The following is a 19630-nucleotide window of genomic DNA, read 5'->3' on the forward strand; positions in this document are numbered from 1 at the left end:
CGACCGAGCGGGGCGCTCGCCCGCGCGGCGCCGCGGCCGTGCAGGCGCCAACACCTGCAGGGCAGGGCCGCCCGCCTGGCGGCGCCACCTGCCTCGGCAGCAAAGCCAGTACAGCGGCACAGGCTGAGTGGCGAAACCGCCCGACTGAGCGCCGAACACCTGCATGGCGGAGCCACCGAGCGGGGCGCTCGCCCGCGCGGCGCCGCGGCCGTGCAGGCGCCAACACCTGCAGGGCAGGGCCGCCCGCCTGGCGGCGCCACCTGCCTCGGCGGCACCGGCTGCCTGCGGCACCGCCGAGCGGGCGCCAACACCTGCTGGCGATGCCATCTGGCGTGGGGCCAACTGCTTGGGCGGTGCCGCCCGCTTGGGCCGTACCGCCCGCTTGGGCCGTACCGCCCGGGGTCGCGTCATCGGTGTGCGGGGAACTCCACCACCTGTTGGTACGTCGGGCGGTTCTGCCAGGTGGTGCGGGGGTGATTGATGCCGCCCAGGGGGCGTTGGACGATCGAGTCGGCGCACCACTGGTCGCCCGCCGCGCAGCCCTCGTCGCCGGGGTAGACCTGGGCCGCGGTTCGGCCGGCCGCCTGTTTCAGGGTGCTGATGAGGGTGTCCCGGCAGGCGCTGAGGCTGCCGTCGCCGCAGTACTCGCGGGCCAGCGGCCCCTGGACGGGTTCGCCGAGCACCGACCGCAGGTCCTTGTCGACATAGCTCCACCAGCCGTACTGGAAGGCACTGCCGGCGTGGGCGCCGGTCGGTCCGTGCGCGGCGGAGGGGGTCTCGTCGACGGGCAGGTTGGCGGTGAGGGCGGTGAACAGCTCGCCGCCCAGGCCCGGTTGGAACTCGGCCTGCACCAGCAGCGGCCACCAGGCGTCCAGGACGCGGATCGCGTCGGCGTGCGCGTAGGTCTTGGAACCCGCCGAGGTCTCGGTGCGGCGGGAGCCCGCGGCAACCCACGCGGAGAGCTTGTCGGCGGCCGCCTTGGCGACCGTGTCGGTCACCGGTGTGCTGGTGACGACCTTGAGGAGGTCCGGCAGGACGTCCTCGGCCCGCAGGTCGGTGACGCCCGCCTCGGCCATCGCCTTGACCAGCGCGGCGCGGGTCACCCCGCCCTGGGCGACCAGCCGGCCCACCCGGTCGTCGAGGAGGTCGCCGCGGTGCACCGAGCCGTCGCCCCAGGGGGCGGTGGTGTAGCGGGACGCCTGCTTGTTGTTCCAGGAGATGTAGTAGTCCTGGTCGACGGAGTTGGGGTGCGCCGAGGACGGGGTGTAGGACGCGGTGTTCGCCGTCGGGTCCCAGTTCCGCCACTCGTACGCGGGCTGGGCCCACACCGGGAACTCGGCGTCGACGCCGGTGGCCCGGACCGGGTTGTCGCCGCTGTTGTAGTACGCGGTGTGCTCGGAGTCGGCGTAGAACCAGTTGAAGGTGAAGTTGATGTGCTCCACCGCCGTGCGGAAGGTCTCGGGCCCCTTCACGTGGTCCGGGTCGTTGAGCATCTGGAAGCCGATGATGGAGTCGGCCTCGTGCAGGTAGGACGAGCGCAGCGTGGTGTAGGCGACGCGTTTGCCGTCGACGGTGGCGCGGTGCGTGACGGGCCCGTACTTCGTCCGCCAGACCCGCATGGTGTACGAGCCGGCCGGGGTGTCGTCGGCGGTGGTCGGCTTCCAGGCGTTCTTCCGCTCGACCTGCTCCATCGCGGTGCAGGTGCCGCGGTGGAGGTAGTGGAAGTCGTCCCGGCACAGCTCGACGGCGTAGGTGTCGATGATGTCCTGGCCGGAGGTGGTGGCGCTCCAGGAGTAGTCCTGGCCGCGGCCGAGTTCGACGTACATGCTCAGTCCCGCGAAGGACGCGCCGCGGGCGCTGATGCCGGGGCCCTGGATCTCCTGGAGCAGCAGGAGCTGGGGGGCGAAGTAGCCGGTCTGCGGGCCGAAGACGGCGATGGGGTGGCCGCTCGCGGTGTGGTCGCCGCTGACCACGAGGGCGTTGGACATGCCCCGCCGGGCCGAGCTCACGGCCGAGCGGGTCGCGGCGGCGGAGGTCTCGGCGGCGGTGGAGGTCGCCGCGCTGCCGGTGCGGTCGTGCACGAGGGGTTCGGCGGTGACGGTGCCGGCGTCGGGCAGGGCGGTGCCCTGGGGGTTCGCGGGCTTCTCGGCGTAGGGGAAGCTCTGTCCGCGGACGGTGAGGGCGGCCTCGGGGTCGTCGCGCATCCGGAAGGACTCCCAGACGGCGGTGCCCTCGGCGACGCCGTACCGCTCCTGGGCGGCGAGCAGTGAGAGGGCGTTGTTGACCTCGCCGCCGCCCCCGGAGCCGAACAGGGCGCCGATGACGGAGGCCAGCGCGACCAGGTCGGTGGGTTTGAAGTGCTCGATGGTGCCCGCGTTGGTGATCGAGTCCTTGTGGCCGGTCAGGACGTACTCGCCGGGGTAGTAGCGGCCGCTGTCGGAGGCGTCGATGTAGGCGTTGATGCCGTCGACGTAGGCGTTGACGTCGGCGAGGGCGAGCTGGCCGCGGGCCCCGTTGTCGGCGGCGGCGCTGTCGATCTGGGCCTGGAGGTCGGCCTCGGTGTACGGCGCGTGACGCCAGAATTCCTGTTCGAGGCCCTGGTTGGCGGGGTCGCCGCCGGCGAAGGGGGTGAGCTGTCCGCGGCCGACGTGCCGGAAGACGTCCATGAGCCAGAGCCGGTCCTGGGCCGCCGCGTATCCGGCGCCGAACTCGGTGCCGTAGCGGGTGGTGCCCGTGATGTGCGGCACACCGGTCTTCTTGTCCCGGACGATGGTGACGTCGGTGCGGCCGGCCGGGCGGACGGTGGAGGCGACCTGGTCGGCGGGGACGCCGAAGGAGGCGTCGTTGAAGAAGGCGCCGAGGGTGGCGCTGGTGAGGGTGCGGTGGCCGGTGGCGAGCGCGGCATAGGGTCCGAGCTGGTCGGAGGCGTGTTCGGGCATGGTGCCGAAGGCCTGGTTGAGCAGGATCTGGGCCAGGGTGGCGTTGCCGTTCTCGCCCGGCGGCAGGATGTCGGAGCACTGTCCGCCGCAGTGGTCGGCGACCGCGACCACGGCGGTCTCCGCCTCCTGGGCGGCGACCGCTTGGGAAAGCGGTGACAAAAGACCGGCAATGAGCGCGCATACGGATGCCGTCTTCAGGAACCCGGGGAATGTGCCGGGAGTTCTCAGTCTGTCGAGCGCGGTGCGGGGGATGCGCCGTGGCATGGCAGCTCCTACCGACGGGGGTGGGCCGGACGTTACCGGCGGTATCCCCGGGATTGAAGATGAACATGCGTCAGCTTTCGGGGAGTTGGGAGCGGCGCGCGGCCGGGCCGAGGGGGTCCGCCGGAAATCGGAGGGAGCCGAATCGCGTGTCGATACGTCTACTCGGAGACGTCCGAACGACGACGCCGAAGTGACCGAAGTACAGGTGCAGGTGTGACGGAGGTGCAGGGCGATGGCCGGTTTCCGGAGTCTGGCGAGACAGGTGCGCGACCCGCGCAGCGATCTGGCGCTTCGGCGCTATTCGCTGCGCAAGTGCCTTGAGCGGTTCGCTCCTTACGGACACAGGGCGACCTGGGACCACCTCAGCTCCCGGGCGGGGTTCGGCCCCGAGGACCGCTCCCCGGACCCGGCGCGGCTCGTGGCCGCGTTGGACGAGCTGGAGGAGGCGCGTTCGGTCTGGCTGGCCTACGAGGCCGAGTTCGCCGGCCGCCGCAGGAAGGAGAAGCACGACGGGCTGCGCAGGCCCGGAAGTGTCGACGACTGGCACCGGCTGACCTGGGGCGGTTTCGGTGTGGCGTGGTGCGACGACCCGCGGGTTCATCCCCGTGAGCCGCTGGCCGAGGTGCTGCGCAGGCTGATCTCCGCGCTGGAGCGCGATCCGGGCGCCGCCTGCCCGGTGTGCGACGGGGAGCGGCTGACCTGGAGGTACGACCTGGCCCATGAGCCCTCCTCGGGTCCGGTCTGCGGGGACTGCGGCATCGTGGTGCCGCGTCCGGTGCTGACGCCGGAGGCGCTGGCGGCCGCCCGGCGCGAACGCCGGCTGCTGATGTCGGCCTGAGCGGTCCGAGCGATCCGAGCGATCCGCGAGGGGGGTGCGCACGGGGGGTGCGCAGGGGATGCCGCACCCCCGACCGGAGCGGCCGGTGCCCGGGGCCGCCGGTCCGCCTCGCCCCGCGGGCCCCATAGCAGGCGGAAATCCGGTCGTTCCAGCCGTTTGCCGCAAGGAGAGTGGGCGGCGATGAGACCCGGCTGACGAACGAACCAGGAGCCGCCGATGTCCACGCTGCGTGTCACCGCGGAAGTGCTGACCGTCCTCGAACACCCCAACGCCGACGCCCTCGAACTGGCCCAGGTGGGCCTGTACCGGGCGGTCGTGGCCAAGGGCGCCTACCGTACCGGCGAGGTCGCCGTGTACATCCCCGAGCAGTCCGTGCTGCCGGCCGCGCTGGTCGAGGAGCTGGGGCTGACCGGGCGGCTGGCGGGGAGCAACTCCGACCGGGTCAAGGCGGTCCGGCTGCGCGGGGAGCTGTCGCAGGGGATCGTGTGCCGGCCGGCCGCGCTGGCGGGGGTGGACCTGGTCCGGGCCGCCGCGGAGGGCACGGACTTCGCGGAGCGGCTGGGCATAGCCAAGTGGGTGCCGCCGGTACCGCCGACCATGTCGGGCGAGGTGGAGTCGGCGCCGGACCTTTTGCCGTGGACGGACATCGAGAACATCCAGCGGTACCCGGGGATCTTCGACGCGGGCGAGCCGGTGGTGCTGACCGAGAAACTGCACGGGTCGGCGTGCCTGCTGACGTACGTCGCGCCGGGGGACGACGGCACGGAGCGGGTGCACGTGTCCTCCAAGGGGTTCGGCGCGAAGTCCCTTGCGCTGAAGGAGGATCCGCGGAACCTGTACTGGCGTGCGGTGCGCGGGCACGGCGTCGCCGAGGTGGCGGCCGAGCTGGCCCGGCGCCTGGGCGCGCGGCGGGTCGGGATCTTCGGCGAGGTGTACGGGGCGGGCGTCCAGGACCTGACGTACGGCGCGGACGGCCGACGGGAGACCCTGGGGTACGCGGCGTTCGACGTCTCGGCGGAGATCGACGGCACGGTCCGCTGGCTGGACGCCGCCGAACTGATCGGGGACGCGCTGCCGTTGGCGCCCCGGCTGTACGAGGGTCCGTACGACAGCGAGCGGGTGCTGGAGATCGCGAGCGGCCGGGAGACGGTGTCGGGGCGGGAGCTGCACCTGCGCGAGGGCGTGGTGATCCGCGCGGCGAAGGAGCGGCACAGCACGGTCACCGGCGGCCGGGCCATCGCCAAGGCGGTCAGCCCCGCGTATCTGACCCGCAAGGGCGGCACCGAGTACGAGTGAGGCGGCCGGCGGCGGGGGCCCGGCCCCCGCCGCGGTCAGCGGGCCGGGCGGCGCTCCGCCAGCAGCCGGGAACCGGTGAGGTGTTCGCCGAAGACGTCGTCCGGGTTGGACAGCACACAGGTGTCCAGGGAGAGGCAGCCGCAGCCGATGCAGTCGGTCAGATGGTCGCGCAGCCGGTTCAGCTGGGTGATCCGCTCGTCGAGTTCGGCCCGCCACGCCTGGGACAGGCGTGCCCAGTCCTCGTGGGTGGGGGTGCGTTCCTCGGGGAGTTCGGCGAGCGCCTCGCGGATGGTGGCGAGGGGGATGCCCACGCGCTGGGCCGCGCGGATGAAGGCGACCCGGCGCAGGGTGTCCCGGCCGTAGCGGCGCTGGTTGCCGGCGGTGCGGCGGCTGCCGATCAGGCCCTTGGCCTCGTAGAAGTGCAGGGCGGAGACGGCGGCGCCGCTGCGTGCGGCGAGCTGGCCGACCGTGAGCTCGTGGATCTTCTCGGGAATCTGGGGCACCCCTGGGAGCCTACCCACCTCCGGCACGGCGCCGGATCCGTTGACAGACGCCCTCCCGGCCGACCATGCTAAGCAGTCGCTTAGACTTTTGGGAGGCCAGGGACATGGCAGAACCGAGGAGCTTCACCTCCGTCGACGACCTGAAGGCCGCGATCGGCGAGCAGCTGGGTCACACCGACTGGGTGGAGATCGACCAGAAGCGGATCGATCTGTTCGCGGAGGCGACCGGGGACCACCAGTGGATCCACGTCGACCCCGGGAAGGCCGCCGCCGGCCCCTTCGGGACGACCATCGCCCACGGGTACCTCACCCTGTCGCTGCTGCCCCTGTTCGGACCGCAGCTGATCCGGGTCGAGGGCGTGAAGATGGGCGTCAACTACGGCACCAACAAGGTCCGTTTCCCCGCCCCGGTCCCGGTCGGCTCACGGCTGCGCGCCACCGGCACGATCACCGGCGTGGACGACGTCACCGGCGGTGTGCAGGTGACGGTCGCGTTCACGGTGGAGCGCGAGGGCGGCGAGAAGCCGGTGTGCGTCGCCGAGTCGGTGGCGCGCTACTACCTGTAGGGCGGCCCTTCCGACGGATCTGCGCGGGAGAAGGGCCCCGGCCCTACTTCGCCCCGACCATCCGCAGCACGAGGTCGGCGTACAGTTCGCCGACCTCCTCGGGGGTCCAGGAGCCACGCACGTCGAACCAGCGGGCCACGTCCACGCAGAGCGAGAGCACGGCGAGGGTGGTGCCCTTGACGTCCGGCACGTCGAACTCGCCGGAGGCCACGCCGTCCTGGATGATCCCGCGGACCTCGGCGTCGGCCTGCCGGCGCAGTCCGACGATCTCCTCGCGGGCCTCGGGGCCGAGCGAGTCCAGCTCGTACTGGACCACACGGGCCGTCGTACGGCCGCCCGCGTGCCAGCGGACGAACGAGCTCACCGCGTCCGCGAGCCGGTCGGTGGCGCTGCCCTCGCGCCCCGACGCGGTGCGCAGGATGTCCACCGCCTTCTCGTGGCCGATCCGGCTGATGCGGTGGAGCAGCTCTTCCTTGGTCTTGTAGTGGATGTAGAGCGCGGCCGGGCTCATCCCGGCCCGGCCCGCGATGTCGCGGGTCGTGGTGGCGTGGTAGCCGCGCTCGGCGAAGGCCTCCACCGCGGCGACCAGCAGCCGCCTGGCAGCGTCGGGCGTGACCTCGCCCCACGCCGTCCCCTCGTCGCCGGCCGTCTCCTCCGCCGTACTCATCGCTCGTTCGCCCCTCTCGATGACAGGGTCACCACCATACCGCCGACGATGAGCGGGCGCTTAGCGCGTGTTCGCTCAGAGCTTCTCGTACGGGCCGTAGTGGCGGGCCGCGCCGTCCTGCCGGTCGCGGATGACCTTGGCGAGGGTGAAGGCGGAGGTGACGAGGTAGAGCACGGCTATACCGAGGAAGGCACGGACCCAGGGGTCGGCCTCTAGACGGTAGATGCCGATGGCGGTGGCCGCGATGGCGACGGCGAAGGAGGCGACGGCCTGGCCGTAGAAGGCGGCCGTGTTCTGTGGTTTGCCCGGTGTCTCACTCATGGGGACAAGGCTCGCCGGACGCGGCGCCCGGCACATCCGCGCACGTACTCAGTTCGGCTACTCAGAACGCGGAGACCCCCGTGAGCGCGCGGCCGATCACCAGCTTCTGGATCTGGCTCGTGCCCTCGTAGAGGGTCATCACCCGGGCGTCGCGCAGCAGCTTGCCCGCCGGGTACTCGTCGATGTAGCCGTAGCCGCCGAAGACCTGGAGGGCGTTGTTGGCGGCCCGGACGGCCGCTTCCGAGGCGAACAGCTTGGCTTTGGAGGACTCCACGGCGAACGGCAGGCCGCGGTCGATCAGGTCGGCGACCCGCCAGGTGAGCAGCCGGGCGGCGTCGACGTCGACGTCGATGTCGCTGATCAGCTCCTGCACCAGCTGGTGGTGGGCGATGGTCTTCCCGAACTGCTCGCGCTCCCCCGCGTACCGCACGGCCACGTCCAGCGCGGCCTGGGCCAGGCCCACACAGCCCGCCGCGACCGACATCCGGCCCTTGGCCAGCGCCGACATGGCGATCGAGAACCCCTTCCCCTCCTCGCCGAGCAGCGCCGAGGCGGGCACCCGCACGCCCTCCAGGACGAGTTCGGCGGTGGCCTGGCCGCGCAGGCCGAGCTTGCCGTGGACGGTCCTGCGGGTCAGGCCGGGGGTGTCGGTGGGCACCAGGAAGGCGGAGACGCCCTTGTGGCCGGGGGCGTCGGTGGAGCGGGCGAAGAGCAGCACGACATCGGCCCAGGTGCCGTTGGTGATGAACATCTTGGTGCCGTCGATGACGTAGTCGTCGCCGTCCCGCACGGCCCGGGTGGTGAGGTTGCCCGCGTCGGAGCCGGTGCCGGGCTCGGTCAGTCCGAAGCAGCCGACCAGTTCGCCGCCGGTCAGTCCCGGCAGCCAGCGCCGCTTCTGCTCCTCGCTCCCCCGGGCGGCGATCGTCTTGGCGACCAGGCCCAGGGAGACCGAGACGATGCCGCGCACCGAGGAGTCACCGCGCCCGAGTTCCTCGGTGACCAGGCAGTACGCGAGGTGGTCGCCGCCGGAGCCGCCGTACTCCTCGTCGACGGTCAGCCCGAGGAAGCCGACCTCGCCGAGCTTCTTGACGATGCCCCGGTCGACCTCCTCCGCGCGGTCCCAGGCGACGACGTGCGGGGCGATCTCGCGGGCCACGAAGTCCCGGGCCAGCCGCCGTACGGCGGTCTGCTCCTCGCTGAGCTCCAGGTTCATTCCGGGCCACCCCCCATTTAAATTAGCACTGCTAGTTTCCAGTCGCAGCCCTACTATGTGCGCCATGGCCCGACCGCGCAAGCCCCTGCTCAGCACCGACCGGATCGTGGACACGGCGCGGGTGCTCGTGGACGCGGAGGGCCTCGCGGCCGTCTCCACCCGGCGGCTCGCCGCGGAGCTGGGGGTGAGCGGGCCCTCGCTCTACAACCACTTCCGCACCAAGGACCAGATCCTGGAGGCGGTCGCCGACTCGGTGAGCGCGCAGGTCGACCTGTCGATGTTCGAGGACGGCCGCGACTGGCGCACCGCGCTGCACGACTGGGCGGTCTCCTACCGGGCGGCCCTGCGCGACCACCCGAACATCGTGCCGGTCCTCGCCCGCGGCCCCGGCCGCCGTCCGGCCGCGCTGCGGCTCGCGGACGCGGTGTACGGGGCGATGGTGGCGGCGGGCTGGCCCGCCGCGCAGGCCACCTCGATCGGCGCGTTGATGCGGTACTTCATCATGGGCTCCGCGCTGGGCTCGTTCGCGGGCGGATTCGTCGACGACGAGAGCGCCTACGACCCCGCCGACTACCCGCACCTGGGCCAGGCCCACCTGCTCGCCGAGCGGCAGGAGAAGATCGACGAGCGGGCCTTCGAGACCGGGCTCGCGGCGCTGCTGGACGGTCTGGAGCGGCAGTACGAGGCCCTCGACCGGGCGGTGTGACGCCGCCCCCGCCGGTCCCGCCCCCGGCGATTGTTCGGCCGGGGCCGAAGTGAGCGGGGCGCATCCTGGTGTCCATGACCGACCGCGATCCACGCGCACCCCACCTCGCCCGGTTCGCCGGGCTCATCGCCGACGAGACCCGGGCCGTCTGCCTGCTGGCGCTGCTCGACGGGCGGGCCCGGACCGCCGGTGAACTGGCCCGGCACGCCGGGGTCGCCGCGTCGACGCTCAGCGAGCACCTGGGCCGGCTCGTCTCGGGCGGACTGCTCGCCGAGGAGCGGCAGGGCCGGCACCGTTACGTCCGGCTCGCCGACGCCCGCGCCGCGCAACTGGTGGAGGACCTGGCCGCGCATGTGGCGCCCCGGGCCGCCGCACCGCCGCGGAACCTGCGGCAGGCCAGTGCCGGGGCGGCCATGGCGCGCGGGCGGACCTGCTACGACCATCTCGCCGGGCGGCTCGGGATCGCGGTGACCGACGCGTTCGCGGAGCTGGGGCTGCTGCGCCGGGACACCGGTTTCGCGCTCACCGACGAGGGCGTGTCGTGGTTCGCCGCCGCTGGAATCCCACTCGCCCGGGGCGGCCGGCGGCCGCTGGCGCGGGCCTGCCTGGACTGGACCGAGCGGCGGCCGCACCTGGGGGGCGTCGCCGGTGCCGCGGTGTGCGCGCACGCGCTGGAGGCCGGGTGGTGCGAACGGATCGGCTCCGAGCGGGCGGTCCGGGTCACGGAGGCCGGGGAGCGGGCGCTGTCCGAGCTGCTCGGCATCCCCGCCGGGTCCCTGCGGTGAGGTCCGAAATCCGCGAGCGCGTACGCCCGTCCCTGCCTACCCTCCGGAGCATGATGAACGTCTCCCCCGCCCGCCGTCCCGAACTCCTCGCCGCCGGTGCCGCCACGGTCACCGTCGTGCTGTGGGCCTCCGCGTTCGTCTCGATCCGCAGCGCGGGCGCCTCGTACGCGCCGGGCGCGCTGGCGCTCGGGCGGCTGCTCGCCGGGGCGCTGGTCCTCGGCGTCATCTGCGTCGTACGGCGGGAGGGGTGGCCGCCGCGGCCCGCGTGGCGCGGGATCGCCCTGTCCGGGGTGCTGTGGTTCGGGTTCTACATGGTGGCCCTGAACTGGGGCGAACAGCAGGTGGACGCCGGTACGGCGGCGCTGGTGGTGAACATCGGACCGATCCTGGTGGCGCTGCTCGGGGCCCGGCTGCTCGGTGACGCGATGCCGCCGCGGCTGCTGGCGGGCATGGCGGTGTCGTTCGCGGGCGCGGTGACGGTGGGTCTGTCGATGTCGGGCGGGGGCGGCTCCTCGCTGCTCGGTGTGGTGCTGTGCCTGCTGGCGGCGGTCGGGTACGCCGGGGGTGTCGTCGCGCAGAAGCCGGCGCTGGGCCACGCGAGCCCGCTCCAGGTGACGACGTTCGGGTGCCTGGTGGGCGCGGTGGCCTGTCTGCCGTTCGCTCCCCAACTGGTGCACGAGGTGGCCGTGGCGCCGGCGTCGGCGACGCTCAACATGCTGTACCTGGGCGTCTTCCCCACCGCACTGGCCTTCACGACCTGGGCGTACGCCCTGGCCCGGACGACCGCCAGCCGCATGGGCGCGACGACGTACGCGGTGCCGGCCCTGGTCGTCCTGATGTCCTGGCTGGCCCTCGGCGAGGTACCGGGGGCACTGACCCTGGCGGGCGGGGCCCTGTGCCTGCTGGGAGTGGCGGTGTCCCGGTCCCGCCCGTCGCCGGGGGCGGGCGGGGAGCGGGGGGCGGGGGGTGCGCTGGGTGAGGGTGCGGGTGGCGAGGACGCGGTGTGCGCGGAGGGTGCGGGGCTCGCGGGGGATGCGGGGCGGGCGGAGGGCGTGGGGCTCGCGGAGGGTGCGGAGCGGGCGGAGAGTGCGGGGCGGGCCCGGGGCGCCGTCGCGGGCCCGACGGCAGGCGCCGAGGCGGCGGCTTCGGGCGGCAACGGTACGGCGGACTGAAACTCCGCGCACGGGGCCGGCCGGGGGTTGTCGGGCGGGCCCGGGCCGCCGCGGCCGAGCCTGCGGCGGCGGTCGAGCGCCGCAACTGCCGGGGCGGAGGAGGGGCAGCAGCCGGGGCTGAGGGGTGGCGGTCCGAACGCCCGCGCGGGCTGGGCCGACCCGAGGCGTGGGGCAGGCCCGGGCAGCCGATACCAGGCCGACGGCAGCAGTCAGCCGGGCGGCAGAAGACCACACTCCCGCACAGGATGGGCCGACCCACGGTATCGGGCAGGCCCGGCCCCTGATATCGAGTCTGCGGCAGCAGCCGAGCCGACCGCAGCAGCGGGCACGGGCGGCAGCAGACCCAACTCCCGCTCAGGACGAGCCGACCTGCGGCGCCAGGCCGGCCCGGGGCGCCGATGCCGGGCCGGTGGCGGCAGTCGGCGCGAGACGGCGGGCCGAGGGGCTGCCGGAAGGCGCGGGGACAGAGGACTTGGCGCCGTGCGCGTACGGCGCCCTGCCTCGCGGGGGCGCGAATCGTGCCTGCGTACGCGCCACCCTTGCCGCGGCGACAAGCCTCCGTGCCCCTTCCGTCGCGGACCAGCCGACGCCGTACACCCTCCGTCCCCGACCGGCCGGTCCACGTACTCCGTCCGCCGACAGGCCCGCCCCCGTACGCCCTCCGACGCCGACAGGCCCGCCCCCGTACACCCCCCGTAGGAGGACGGCCGGCCCCGGTCAGAAGGTGACCAGTGCGCGGCCTCCCTTGCCTGCCAGCATGTTTTCGAAGGCGGCGGGGATGCCTTCCAGGGCGATGCGTTCCGTCACCAGCAGGTCCAGGTCCAGGCGGCCCTCGCGGACGTGTTCGGCGAGGAGCGGGATGTCGCGGGCGGGGTCGGAGTCGCCGTAGACGCAGCCCGTGAGGGTGCGGCCCCAGTGGAAGATCTCCAGGGCGTTGAAGGTGACCTGCTGGTCCTTGCCGCCGATGCCGACGACCGTGGTGCGGCCGCCGCGGCGGGTGGAGTCCCAGGCGGTGCGGATCGCGGAGGCCCGGCCCACGCACTCGATCGCCACGTCCACGCCCTGCTTGCCGGTCAGGGCGCGGATCTCGCGGGCGGTGGTCTCCGAGGCGACGACGTAGTCGGTGGCGCCGGCCGCGCGGGCCAGTTCCTCCTTCGCCGGGGAGACGTCCACCGCCACGATCCGCGAGGCGCCCGCGATCCGGGCCGACTGGAGGGCCGCGAGGCCCACCCCGCCGACGCCGTACACGGCGACCGTCTCACCGGCCCGCACCCGCGCCGAGTGGTGGACGGCGCCGTAGCCGGTCAGGACCGCGCAGCCGAGCAGGGCGGCCTCGGTGAGCGGGACGCCGTCGGGGGCGGGCAGGACGCAGGAGACGGGGACGACCGTCTCCTCGGCGAACGCGGCGACGTTCAGGCCGGGGTGCAGGGCGGTGCCGTCGTCGGCGCGGTGGGCGTGGACGCCGGCGGAGCCGTTGAGGGCGTTGACGCAGAGCCACACCTCGCCGAGTGAGCAGGGGTGGCAAGTTCCGCAGGAGGGAGCCCAGTTGAGGACGACCCGGGCGCCCGGGGCGAGGTCGGTGACGCCCTCGCCGACCGCGACCACGGTGCCCGCGCCCTCGTGGCCGAGGACGGCCGGGACGGGCAGTCGCATCGTGCCGTCGGACAGGGACAGGTCGGAGTGGCAGACCCCCGCCGCGGCGAGCCGGACCCTCACCCGGCCGGGGCCCGGTTCGGGCAGTTCGATCTCGGCGATCTCCAGCGGAGCACCCACGGCGGGCAGAACGGCGGCGCGAACCATCGGTGTGAACTCCTCTAGAACTGGAGGGACTTGGTCTGAAGGTATTCGGCGAGCCCGTGCGTGCCGAGCTCACGCCCGACGCCGGACTGCTTGTAGCCGCCGAACGGGGCGAGGGGGTTGAAGCGGCCGCCGTTGATGTCGACCTGGCCGGTCTCCATCCGCCGGGCGAAGGCGACCGCCTGGGCCTCCTCGGCCGCCCACACGGCTCCGGCCAGGCCGTACACGGTGCCGTTGGCGATGCGCAGGGCGTCGTCCTCGTCCTGGTAGCGCAGGATCGACAGGACCGGACCGAAGATCTCCTCCTGCGCGATCGTCATCTCGGGGGTGACGTCGGCGAAGACGGTGGGGCTGACGAAGTAGCCGTGCTCGCGCGGCGGTTCGGTGCCGCCCGCGACCAGCCGGGCGCCCTCGGCGACGCCCTTGTCGATGTAGCCGCGGACCCGGTCCCGCTGCCCGGCGTTGACCAGCGGCCCGATGCGCTCGGCGTACTTCGCGGCGGCCGCGGCGGCCAGTGCGACGGCCTCGTCGTAGTGGTCGGTGTGCACGAGCATCCGGGTCCAGGCACTGCACGTCTGGCCGGAGTTGGACATCACGTTGGCGACGCCGACGTTGACGGCCTTGGCGAGGTCGGCGCCGGGCAGGATGACGTTGGCGGACTTGCCGCCGAGCTCCAGGGCGACCTTCTTGACGGCGGCGCCGGCCGTCACGGCGATCTGCCGGCCGACGGCGGTGGAGCCGGTGAAGGAGACCAGGTCGACCCCGGGATGCTCGGCGAGCGCCTGGCCCGCCACCCGGCCGATCCCGGTGACCAGGTTGAGGACGCCGGCCGGGAACCCCGCCTCGTCGATGGCCTCGGCGAAGAGCTGGGCGGTCAGCGGGGTGTCCTCGGCGGGCTTCAGCACGACCGTGCAGCCCGCCGCGAGCGCGGGGGCGACCTTGGCGACGATCTGGTGGAGCGGGTAGTTCCAGGGGGTGATCGCGCCGACCACGCCGACCGGTTCGTGCAGGACGGTGGAGTTGCCGACCTTCTCCTCGAACGCGTGGGTGGCGGCGATCTCGGCGTACGAGGCCGCGACGGCGACCGGTACGGAGGCGTGGACGGCCTGCGAGAAGGCGAGCGGGGAGCCGAGTTCCGCGGTGACCGTGGCGGCGATCTCGTCCTTGCGGGCGGCCAGGACGTCCCGCAGCGCCGCGAGGCGTTCGGCGCGCGCCGCGGGCGGGGTCGCGGCCCAGCCCGCGAGGGCGCGGCGCGCGGCGCGTACGGCCGTGTCCACGTCCTCGGGGGTGCCGGCCGGGACCTGGGCGAGAAGCTGTTCGTCGGCCGGGTTCACGACGTCGATCGTGTCCCGGCCGACGGCGGGCCGCCAGGCTCCGTCGATGTAGAAGCCGCCGTGTGCCTTCATCGCGTTCCTTCCGGACGTCCTGCGGATGCGCGTGCGTGGACCCTTAAACTAGCGCCGTTAGTTTTCCGGCACCAGGCACTGTCCGCATGGCACAGCTCACCCCGCGCGGGAGTGGACCCGGAACACGGCGGCGGACTCAGAAGTCGACCGTGATCCGGTCGTCCACCCTCCCCACCGCCTCCTGGCCGAACTCCTCCTCGTAGGCCCGGCGGATCTCCTCGATGCCGCGGTCGCTCGCCGCCGCCTCGGCGACGGGATACAGCAGGATCAGTTCGTACGACCGTTCCTTCTCGATGGTGCCGTTCGCGTCCCGCCACTGACCGCGACCGCTCTGCACGGTGAGCCCGTCCGGGAAGGCCGGGGTGACCTCCTCGTCGACGAACTCCATGAACCGCCGGTCGCTGACGGCCGGTCCGCCGTCGGGGCGCTCGGTGCCGAACAGCAGCCGGGTCTCGATGTACGGCGCACCGCGCCGGGGGACGGCGGGCACGGAGCCGTCGTCGAAGGAGGCGTAGGCGGCCGGGGCGGCCACGGCGAGCAGGAGGGCGGCGGTGACCAGGGCGGCCCGTCCGCCGGTCGGCCGTGGGGGCGTGAGTTGCTTCATGCCCCACGCCCTACCGTCCCTACTCCTCCAGGTTCGGCAGCCGCGCCGGTGCCGGGCAGATCCGTTCGCCGTGCTGGTCGAAGACGAACAGGTGGGCGATGTCGACGAGGAGCGGCACCTGCATGCCCGGCCGGAGGTCGATGTCGGGCGTGGTGCGGACGATGAGGTCGCCGGGGAGCCGGCCCTCGGGCGGCACCGGGTCGGACACGGGGGGCGCGTCGGCGTCGGCCGGTTCGGCGGGGTCCTCCAGGACGACGACCGGCCCGGCCCGCAGGGCGCCCGCCCGCTCCCGGATCCGCTCCAGGACCGTCGCGCCCTGGCGTCCGCGGCGCCGGGCCCGGCCCGTCGGCCGGGGCGCCTCCAGCTCGGGCACGACGGCGGGCCGGGAGCCGGTGTTGAAGTGGACGAGGACCTCGTGGCCCTGGAACTCGACATGCTCCACCAGGCCGGTGATCAGTACCTCGCCGGGCCGCGCGTTGGCCGGTTTGGCGATCCGCACGGACTCCGAGCGCAGGCCCACGATGACCTCGCGGCCCTGCTGGACCCGGAGCAACTGGTGGTCGAGGGAGAGCGGTTCGGGCAGCCGCAGATACTGCTTGCCGAGGCTGATGGTCATCGCGCCGTCCAGCGGGGCGCGGACCACTCCGCGCAGCAGGTTGATGCGCGGGACGCCGATGAAGGCGGCGACGAAGACGTTGTGGGGCAGGGCGTAGACCTCGCGCGGGGTGCCGACCTGCTGGAGCACCCCGCCGCGCAGCACGGCGACCCGGTCGCCGAGCGACATCGCCTCGGACTGGTCGTGGGTGACGTAGACGGTGGTGACGCCCAACTCCCGGGTGAGCTTGGTGATTTCCGCCCGCAGGTGGTTGCGGAGCTTGGCGTCGAGGTTGGAGAGCGGCTCGTCCATCAGGAAGGCGGAGGGGTGGCGGGCGATGGCCCGGCCCATGGCGACGCGCTGGCGTTCGCCGCCGGAGAGGTGGGCGGGCAGCCGGTCGAGCAGTTCCTCGATGCCCAGCATCCGCGCGGTGGCGTCCACCCGGGGGCGGGGGTCCTCGCCGGGGGCCTCGATGCGCAGCGGGAAGCCGATGTTGTCGCGGCTGGTCATGCTCGGGTACAGGGCGAAGTTCTGGAAGACCATCGCCATGTCCCGGCCGGAGGGCGGCAGGTCGTTGGCGTACTCCCCGTCGAGCCGCAGTTCGCCCGCGTCGATATCCTCCAGCCCGGCGATCATGCGCAGTACCGTCGACTTGCCGCAGCCCGAGGGGCCGAGGAGGACGAGGAACTCCCCGGGTTCGACGTCCAACGAGAGCCGTTCCACGACCCGGACGCCCTTGGTGTAACTCTTGCTCACGTCGTGCAGAGATATGGCGCGTGTCATGAGGGGTGCCCCCGGGGGCTACGTCGGCGGCCCTGTGCTCCGCGGCTGGACACCCCGTGCGGGTCGCACGGGGCCTGTGAGTCACGGAAGTTAACGGAATGTGCGCGGGCGGGGGAAGAGAATTGGCGGGATCCGGCGCCGGCTTTCAATAACTGAGAAAGCGGATGCCCAAATTCAGTGCCGGGAGCGGCGGCGGGGACGGCCGGGAGTGGTGCCGGGGCGGGTAGATGCCCCCGTATGGGCCTGGTTGCCGCCCGGCGGGAGGGCAAGCCCCTCCGCAAGGGATCGGCCATGCCGGAACGTCGCCAACCGTGCACCCGGGCCGGGCCCGTACGGCCTTCGGAAGCCGCCTTCGCCAGCCGCTCTCAGCCCTCGCCCTCAGCCCTCGCCCTCGGCCCCGCCCTCAGTCCCGTCGTCAGCCCCCGCCCTCAGCCCCCGCCCTCAGCCGCCGCGCCGTGCCTTCGCGCGGGCCCGGTCCGAGTGGCCGGAGTCGGCGTCCGGGTCGCTCGCCGGCGGCTTCGACGGGGAGCGCAGGGCCACGCCCGCCGAGGCCAGGAGCAGCGCGCCCAGCATCACGAAGGGCGCCGCCACCCCCGCCACGCCGGCGACCAGGCCCGCCGTGGCGGGGGCCGCGACCTGGCCGAGGCGGTTGCCGGTGAGCCTGAGAGCGAGCGCGGTGGAGCGGGCGCCGTCGGGGGCGGCCTGGACGACCGTCGTCATGGACAGCGGCTGGCCGACGCCGAGGCAGAAGCCGAGCAGCGCCATCACCACGGCCAGCGCCCACACCGGCACCGGCACCGCGACCGCGGCGCACAGCACGGCCGCCAGCAGACAGGTGACGGTCAGCAGGGCGGGGCGGCTGAGCAGCCGCAGCAGCGGGGTGAGCACCAGACGGCAGGCGATGGTCGCCGCCGCCCGCAGGCTGAGCAGCAGTCCGACCATCGACGGCGCGATGCCCCGGTGTTCGCCGACCACCGGCAGATAGGCGGTGAGGACGTCGGTCGCGGAGAGCACGGAGAGGCTGATGAGCATGCCCGCGGGTACGCCCCGGGTGCGCAGGATCCGGTGCACGGGGACCCGGTCGCCGTGCCCGATGCGGGACCCCGGCGTCGTACGGCGGTCCTCGATGCGCCACAGCGAGGTGAACGCGACCGCGGCGCCGCCGCCCGCGGCGATCAGGGCGAGCGCGCTGGTGCCCGCCATGTCGTGGCCGCCGATCAGCGCGCCGGCCGCGACCGGGCCGATGAGCTGGCCGAGCGAGGCGCCGATGGTGAAGTGCCCGAAGTTGCGGTCCTGTTCGTGCGGGGCGGACTGGCGGGCGACGAGGGACTGGGCGCCGATGACGAAGGAGAGGTGGCCGAGCCCCATCACCCCGCTCCACAGGGCCATCGTCCACAGCGACCCGGCGAGGCCGCTCAGCGCGCAGCCGCCGGAGATCAGGATGACACCGGCCGGCAGCAGGGGCGCGCACCGGCCGTGGTCGGTACGGCGGCCGAGGGGGACCGCGGCGAAGAGCGGGAGCAGCGCGTAGACACCGGCGATGACACCGACCGCCCGCTCGTCGGCGCCGAGCGCGAGGGCCCGGTAGGAGACGGCGGGCCGGGCCATCGACACCGCCGCCTGCGCGAAGCTGAAGGCGATGACGAGGCGGAGCAGCCAGCCGCGGTTCCTGCCGGGCGCCATGTACGAACTCCTGTGTGGGGAAGGCCGGTTGGTTGCGGGCGGTCAGATGATGCCGAAGACGAGGCCCGCCGCGAGGATGACCAGGCAGGTGAGGGCGGCCCACTTCACCACGAACCGGGTGTGGTCGCCGAACTCGACCCTGGCCATGCCGACCAGGACGTACACGGCCGGGACGAGCGGGCTCGACATGTGCAGCGGCTGTCCGACGAGGGAGGCGCGGGCCATCTCCAGCGGCGAGACGCCGTGCGCGGCACCGGCCTCGGCGAGGACCGGCAGGACGCCGAAGTAGAAGCCGTCGTTGGACATGAAGTAGGTGAGCGGCAGGCTCAGCAGGCCGGTGACCAGGGCCATGTGCGGGCCCATGCCCTCGGGGACGACGTCGACCATCCACTTGGCCATGCTGTCGACCATGCCGGTGCCCTGGAGGACGCCGGTGAAGACGGCGGCGGCGAAGACCATCCCGGAGACGTTGAGGACGTTGTCGGCGTGGGCGGCGAGCCGCGCCTTCTGGTCGGGGATGCGGGGGTAGTTGACGGAGAGCGCGAGGGCGGCGCCGAGCAGGAACAGCACCGGGATCGGCAGCCACTCCATGATCATGGCGGTCAGCAGGGAGACGGTGAGCAGCGCGTTGAACCAGTAGAGCTTCGGGCGCAGGGTCTCGCGGTCGGGGTCGAGGCCCTGGAAGTCGTCGTCGGCGTCGTCGTCGGCGACGCCCGTGGCGTGGGTGCCCTTGGCGTGGGTGCCCTTGGCGTGGGTGCCCTCGGCGTCGGTACCGGAGCCGGAGCCGTCGGCCGCCCTGGTCCCGGCGGTCGAGCCGCCGGCGCCGACCAGGACCGTCTCCGCCTCCTGGGGCTCCAGCGCCTCGTCCAGGGAGAGCGTGCCGAGCCGCTTGCGCTCGCGCAGGCCGAGCACGTACGACAGGACGATCACGAAGAGCAGGCCGACGGCGAGGGCCGGGATCATCGGGACGAAGATGTCGCTGGCGTCGAGCTTCAGGGCGGTGGCGGCGCGGGCGGTGGGGCCGCCCCAGGGCAGGGTGTTCATCACGCCGTTGGCCATGGCCGCGACACCGGTGAGCACGACCAGGCTCATCTTCAGCCGCTTGTAGAGCGGATACATCGCCGAGACGGTGATCATGAAGGTGGTGGAGCCGTCGCCGTCGAGGGAGACGATCGCCGCGAGGACGGCCGTGCCGACGACGATCCGCAGCGGGTCCGCCTTGGCGAACTTCAGGATCCCGCGCACGATCGGGTCGAAGAGCCCGACGTCGATCATCACACCGAAGTAGACGATCGCGAACATGAGCATCGCCGCGGTGGGGGCGAGGCTGGTGACGCCCTCGATGACGTAGTCACCGAGGTGGGCGCCCTTCCCGACGAACACGCAGAACAGTGCCGGGATCAGCACGAGCGCCGCGATCGGCGACATCTTCTTCATCATGATCAGGACCAGGAAGGTCGCGATCATGGCGAAGCCGAGGATGGTCAGCATG

17 protein-coding genes are annotated in these 19630 nt (G+C 73.2%); 6 read left to right on the top strand and 11 right to left on the bottom strand.

The window, feature by feature from the left end:
• Positions 1–407 precede the first annotated feature (407 nt).
• Positions 408–3203, bottom strand: coding sequence for a penicillin acylase family protein (locus ABT296_RS24775; RefSeq protein WP_351930826.1), 2796 nt, complete (start codon positions 3201–3203; stop codon positions 408–410).
• A 232-nt stretch (positions 3204–3435) separates the two neighbouring features.
• Here ABT296_RS24775 and ABT296_RS24780 point away from each other — a divergent pair, with 232 nt between their 5' ends.
• Positions 3436–4041, top strand: coding sequence for a hypothetical protein (locus ABT296_RS24780; protein ID WP_351930827.1), 606 nt, complete (start codon positions 3436–3438; stop codon positions 4039–4041).
• Between the two features lie 216 nt (positions 4042–4257).
• Entirely contained in the window at positions 4258–5337 is a 1080-nt protein-coding gene (locus ABT296_RS24785; RefSeq protein WP_351930828.1) for an RNA ligase (ATP), read from the top strand.
• A 35-nt stretch (positions 5338–5372) separates the two neighbouring features.
• Here the strand turns inward: ABT296_RS24785 and soxR are convergent, their stop codons facing one another.
• Complete coding sequence (gene soxR, locus ABT296_RS24790; RefSeq protein WP_351930829.1) at positions 5373–5840, bottom strand: redox-sensitive transcriptional activator SoxR; 468 nt, start codon at positions 5838–5840, stop codon at positions 5373–5375.
• A gap of 104 nt (positions 5841–5944) precedes the next feature.
• Here soxR and ABT296_RS24795 point away from each other — a divergent pair, with 104 nt between their 5' ends.
• Complete coding sequence (locus ABT296_RS24795; protein WP_351930830.1) at positions 5945–6406, top strand: MaoC family dehydratase; 462 nt, start codon at positions 5945–5947, stop codon at positions 6404–6406.
• Positions 6407–6449: 43 nt separating this feature from the next.
• Here the strand turns inward: ABT296_RS24795 and ABT296_RS24800 are convergent, their stop codons facing one another.
• From ABT296_RS24800 to ABT296_RS24810, 3 genes are all read right to left on the bottom strand, one after another.
• The gene (locus tag ABT296_RS24800; RefSeq protein WP_351930831.1) at positions 6450–7073 is read right to left on the bottom strand and encodes a TetR/AcrR family transcriptional regulator; all 624 of its coding nucleotides are present in this window, start codon (positions 7071–7073) and stop codon (positions 6450–6452) included.
• A 75-nt stretch (positions 7074–7148) separates the two neighbouring features.
• Entirely contained in the window at positions 7149–7394 is a 246-nt protein-coding gene (locus tag ABT296_RS24805) for a YiaA/YiaB family inner membrane protein (RefSeq protein WP_351930832.1), read from the bottom strand.
• 61 nt (positions 7395–7455) lie between these two features.
• A complete protein-coding gene (locus ABT296_RS24810; RefSeq protein ID WP_351930833.1) occupies positions 7456–8607 on the bottom strand; it encodes an acyl-CoA dehydrogenase family protein in 1152 nt (383 codons plus the stop codon).
• Between the two features lie 64 nt (positions 8608–8671).
• Between ABT296_RS24810 and ABT296_RS24815 the strand changes: the two genes are divergently transcribed.
• The 3 genes from ABT296_RS24815 to ABT296_RS24825 all read left to right on the top strand — a co-directional run bounded on the left by ABT296_RS24815 (position 8672) and on the right by ABT296_RS24825 (position 11270).
• On the top strand, positions 8672–9313 hold the full coding sequence (locus ABT296_RS24815) for a TetR/AcrR family transcriptional regulator (protein WP_351930834.1): 642 nt from the start codon (positions 8672–8674) through the stop codon (positions 9311–9313).
• Between the two features lie 74 nt (positions 9314–9387).
• A complete protein-coding gene (locus ABT296_RS24820) occupies positions 9388–10098 on the top strand; it encodes an ArsR/SmtB family transcription factor (protein ID WP_351930835.1) in 711 nt (236 codons plus the stop codon).
• Between the two features lie 53 nt (positions 10099–10151).
• Complete coding sequence (locus ABT296_RS24825) at positions 10152–11270, top strand: DMT family transporter (protein ID WP_351930910.1); 1119 nt, start codon at positions 10152–10154, stop codon at positions 11268–11270.
• 717 nt (positions 11271–11987) lie between these two features.
• Here ABT296_RS24825 and ABT296_RS24830 read toward each other — a convergent pair.
• The 6 genes from ABT296_RS24830 to ABT296_RS24855 form a co-directional block, all read right to left on the bottom strand.
• Positions 11988–13070, bottom strand: coding sequence for a Zn-dependent alcohol dehydrogenase (locus ABT296_RS24830; RefSeq protein WP_351930836.1), 1083 nt, complete (start codon positions 13068–13070; stop codon positions 11988–11990).
• Positions 13071–13084: 14 nt separating this feature from the next.
• Positions 13085–14473, bottom strand: a complete 1389-nt coding sequence (locus ABT296_RS24835; RefSeq protein ID WP_351930837.1) for an aldehyde dehydrogenase family protein — start codon at positions 14471–14473, stop codon at positions 13085–13087.
• A gap of 136 nt (positions 14474–14609) precedes the next feature.
• Entirely contained in the window at positions 14610–15077 is a 468-nt protein-coding gene (locus ABT296_RS24840; RefSeq protein ID WP_351930838.1) for a DUF3574 domain-containing protein, read from the bottom strand.
• Between the two features lie 19 nt (positions 15078–15096).
• Complete coding sequence (locus ABT296_RS24845) at positions 15097–16455, bottom strand: ABC transporter ATP-binding protein (RefSeq protein ID WP_351930839.1); 1359 nt, start codon at positions 16453–16455, stop codon at positions 15097–15099.
• A 441-nt stretch (positions 16456–16896) separates the two neighbouring features.
• The gene (locus ABT296_RS24850) at positions 16897–18138 is read right to left on the bottom strand and encodes an MFS transporter (protein WP_351930840.1); all 1242 of its coding nucleotides are present in this window, start codon (positions 18136–18138) and stop codon (positions 16897–16899) included.
• Positions 18139–18180: 42 nt separating this feature from the next.
• Positions 18181–19629, bottom strand: coding sequence for a CitMHS family transporter (locus tag ABT296_RS24855; RefSeq protein WP_502977313.1), 1449 nt, complete (start codon positions 19627–19629; stop codon positions 18181–18183).
• Position 19630: the final 1 nt, after the last annotated feature.

The sequence above is a fragment of the Streptomyces sp. NPDC000983 genome, assembly GCF_040299205.1.
In the GTDB taxonomy this organism is placed as follows: domain Bacteria; phylum Actinomycetota; class Actinomycetes; order Streptomycetales; family Streptomycetaceae; genus Streptomyces.

What these genes read in the sequence shown, in the direction of transcription:
- ABT296_RS24775 (WP_351930826.1), bottom strand. Translation starts at nt 3,203, where the DNA reads ATGCCACGGCGCATCCCCCGCACCGCGCTCGACAGACTGAGAACTCCC.
- ABT296_RS24780 (WP_351930827.1), top strand. Translation starts at nt 3,436, where the DNA reads ATGGCCGGTTTCCGGAGTCTGGCGAGACAGGTGCGCGACCCGCGCAGC.
- ABT296_RS24785 (WP_351930828.1), top strand. Translation starts at nt 4,258, where the DNA reads ATGTCCACGCTGCGTGTCACCGCGGAAGTGCTGACCGTCCTCGAACAC.
- ABT296_RS24795 (WP_351930830.1), top strand. Translation starts at nt 5,945, where the DNA reads ATGGCAGAACCGAGGAGCTTCACCTCCGTCGACGACCTGAAGGCCGCG.
- ABT296_RS24800 (WP_351930831.1), bottom strand. Translation starts at nt 7,073, where the DNA reads ATGAGTACGGCGGAGGAGACGGCCGGCGACGAGGGGACGGCGTGGGGC.
- ABT296_RS24805 (WP_351930832.1), bottom strand. Translation starts at nt 7,394, where the DNA reads ATGAGTGAGACACCGGGCAAACCACAGAACACGGCCGCCTTCTACGGC.
- ABT296_RS24810 (WP_351930833.1), bottom strand. Translation starts at nt 8,607, where the DNA reads ATGAACCTGGAGCTCAGCGAGGAGCAGACCGCCGTACGGCGGCTGGCC.
- ABT296_RS24815 (WP_351930834.1), top strand. Translation starts at nt 8,672, where the DNA reads ATGGCCCGACCGCGCAAGCCCCTGCTCAGCACCGACCGGATCGTGGAC.
- ABT296_RS24820 (WP_351930835.1), top strand. Translation starts at nt 9,388, where the DNA reads ATGACCGACCGCGATCCACGCGCACCCCACCTCGCCCGGTTCGCCGGG.
- ABT296_RS24825 (WP_351930910.1), top strand. Translation starts at nt 10,152, where the DNA reads ATGAACGTCTCCCCCGCCCGCCGTCCCGAACTCCTCGCCGCCGGTGCC.
- ABT296_RS24830 (WP_351930836.1), bottom strand. Translation starts at nt 13,070, where the DNA reads ATGGTTCGCGCCGCCGTTCTGCCCGCCGTGGGTGCTCCGCTGGAGATC.
- ABT296_RS24835 (WP_351930837.1), bottom strand. Translation starts at nt 14,473, where the DNA reads ATGAAGGCACACGGCGGCTTCTACATCGACGGAGCCTGGCGGCCCGCC.
- ABT296_RS24840 (WP_351930838.1), bottom strand. Translation starts at nt 15,077, where the DNA reads ATGAAGCAACTCACGCCCCCACGGCCGACCGGCGGACGGGCCGCCCTG.
- ABT296_RS24845 (WP_351930839.1), bottom strand. Translation starts at nt 16,455, where the DNA reads ATGACACGCGCCATATCTCTGCACGACGTGAGCAAGAGTTACACCAAG.
- ABT296_RS24850 (WP_351930840.1), bottom strand. Translation starts at nt 18,138, where the DNA reads ATGGCGCCCGGCAGGAACCGCGGCTGGCTGCTCCGCCTCGTCATCGCC.
- ABT296_RS24855 (WP_502977313.1), bottom strand. Translation starts at nt 19,629, where the DNA reads ATGCTGACCATCCTCGGCTTCGCCATGATCGCGACCTTCCTGGTCCTG.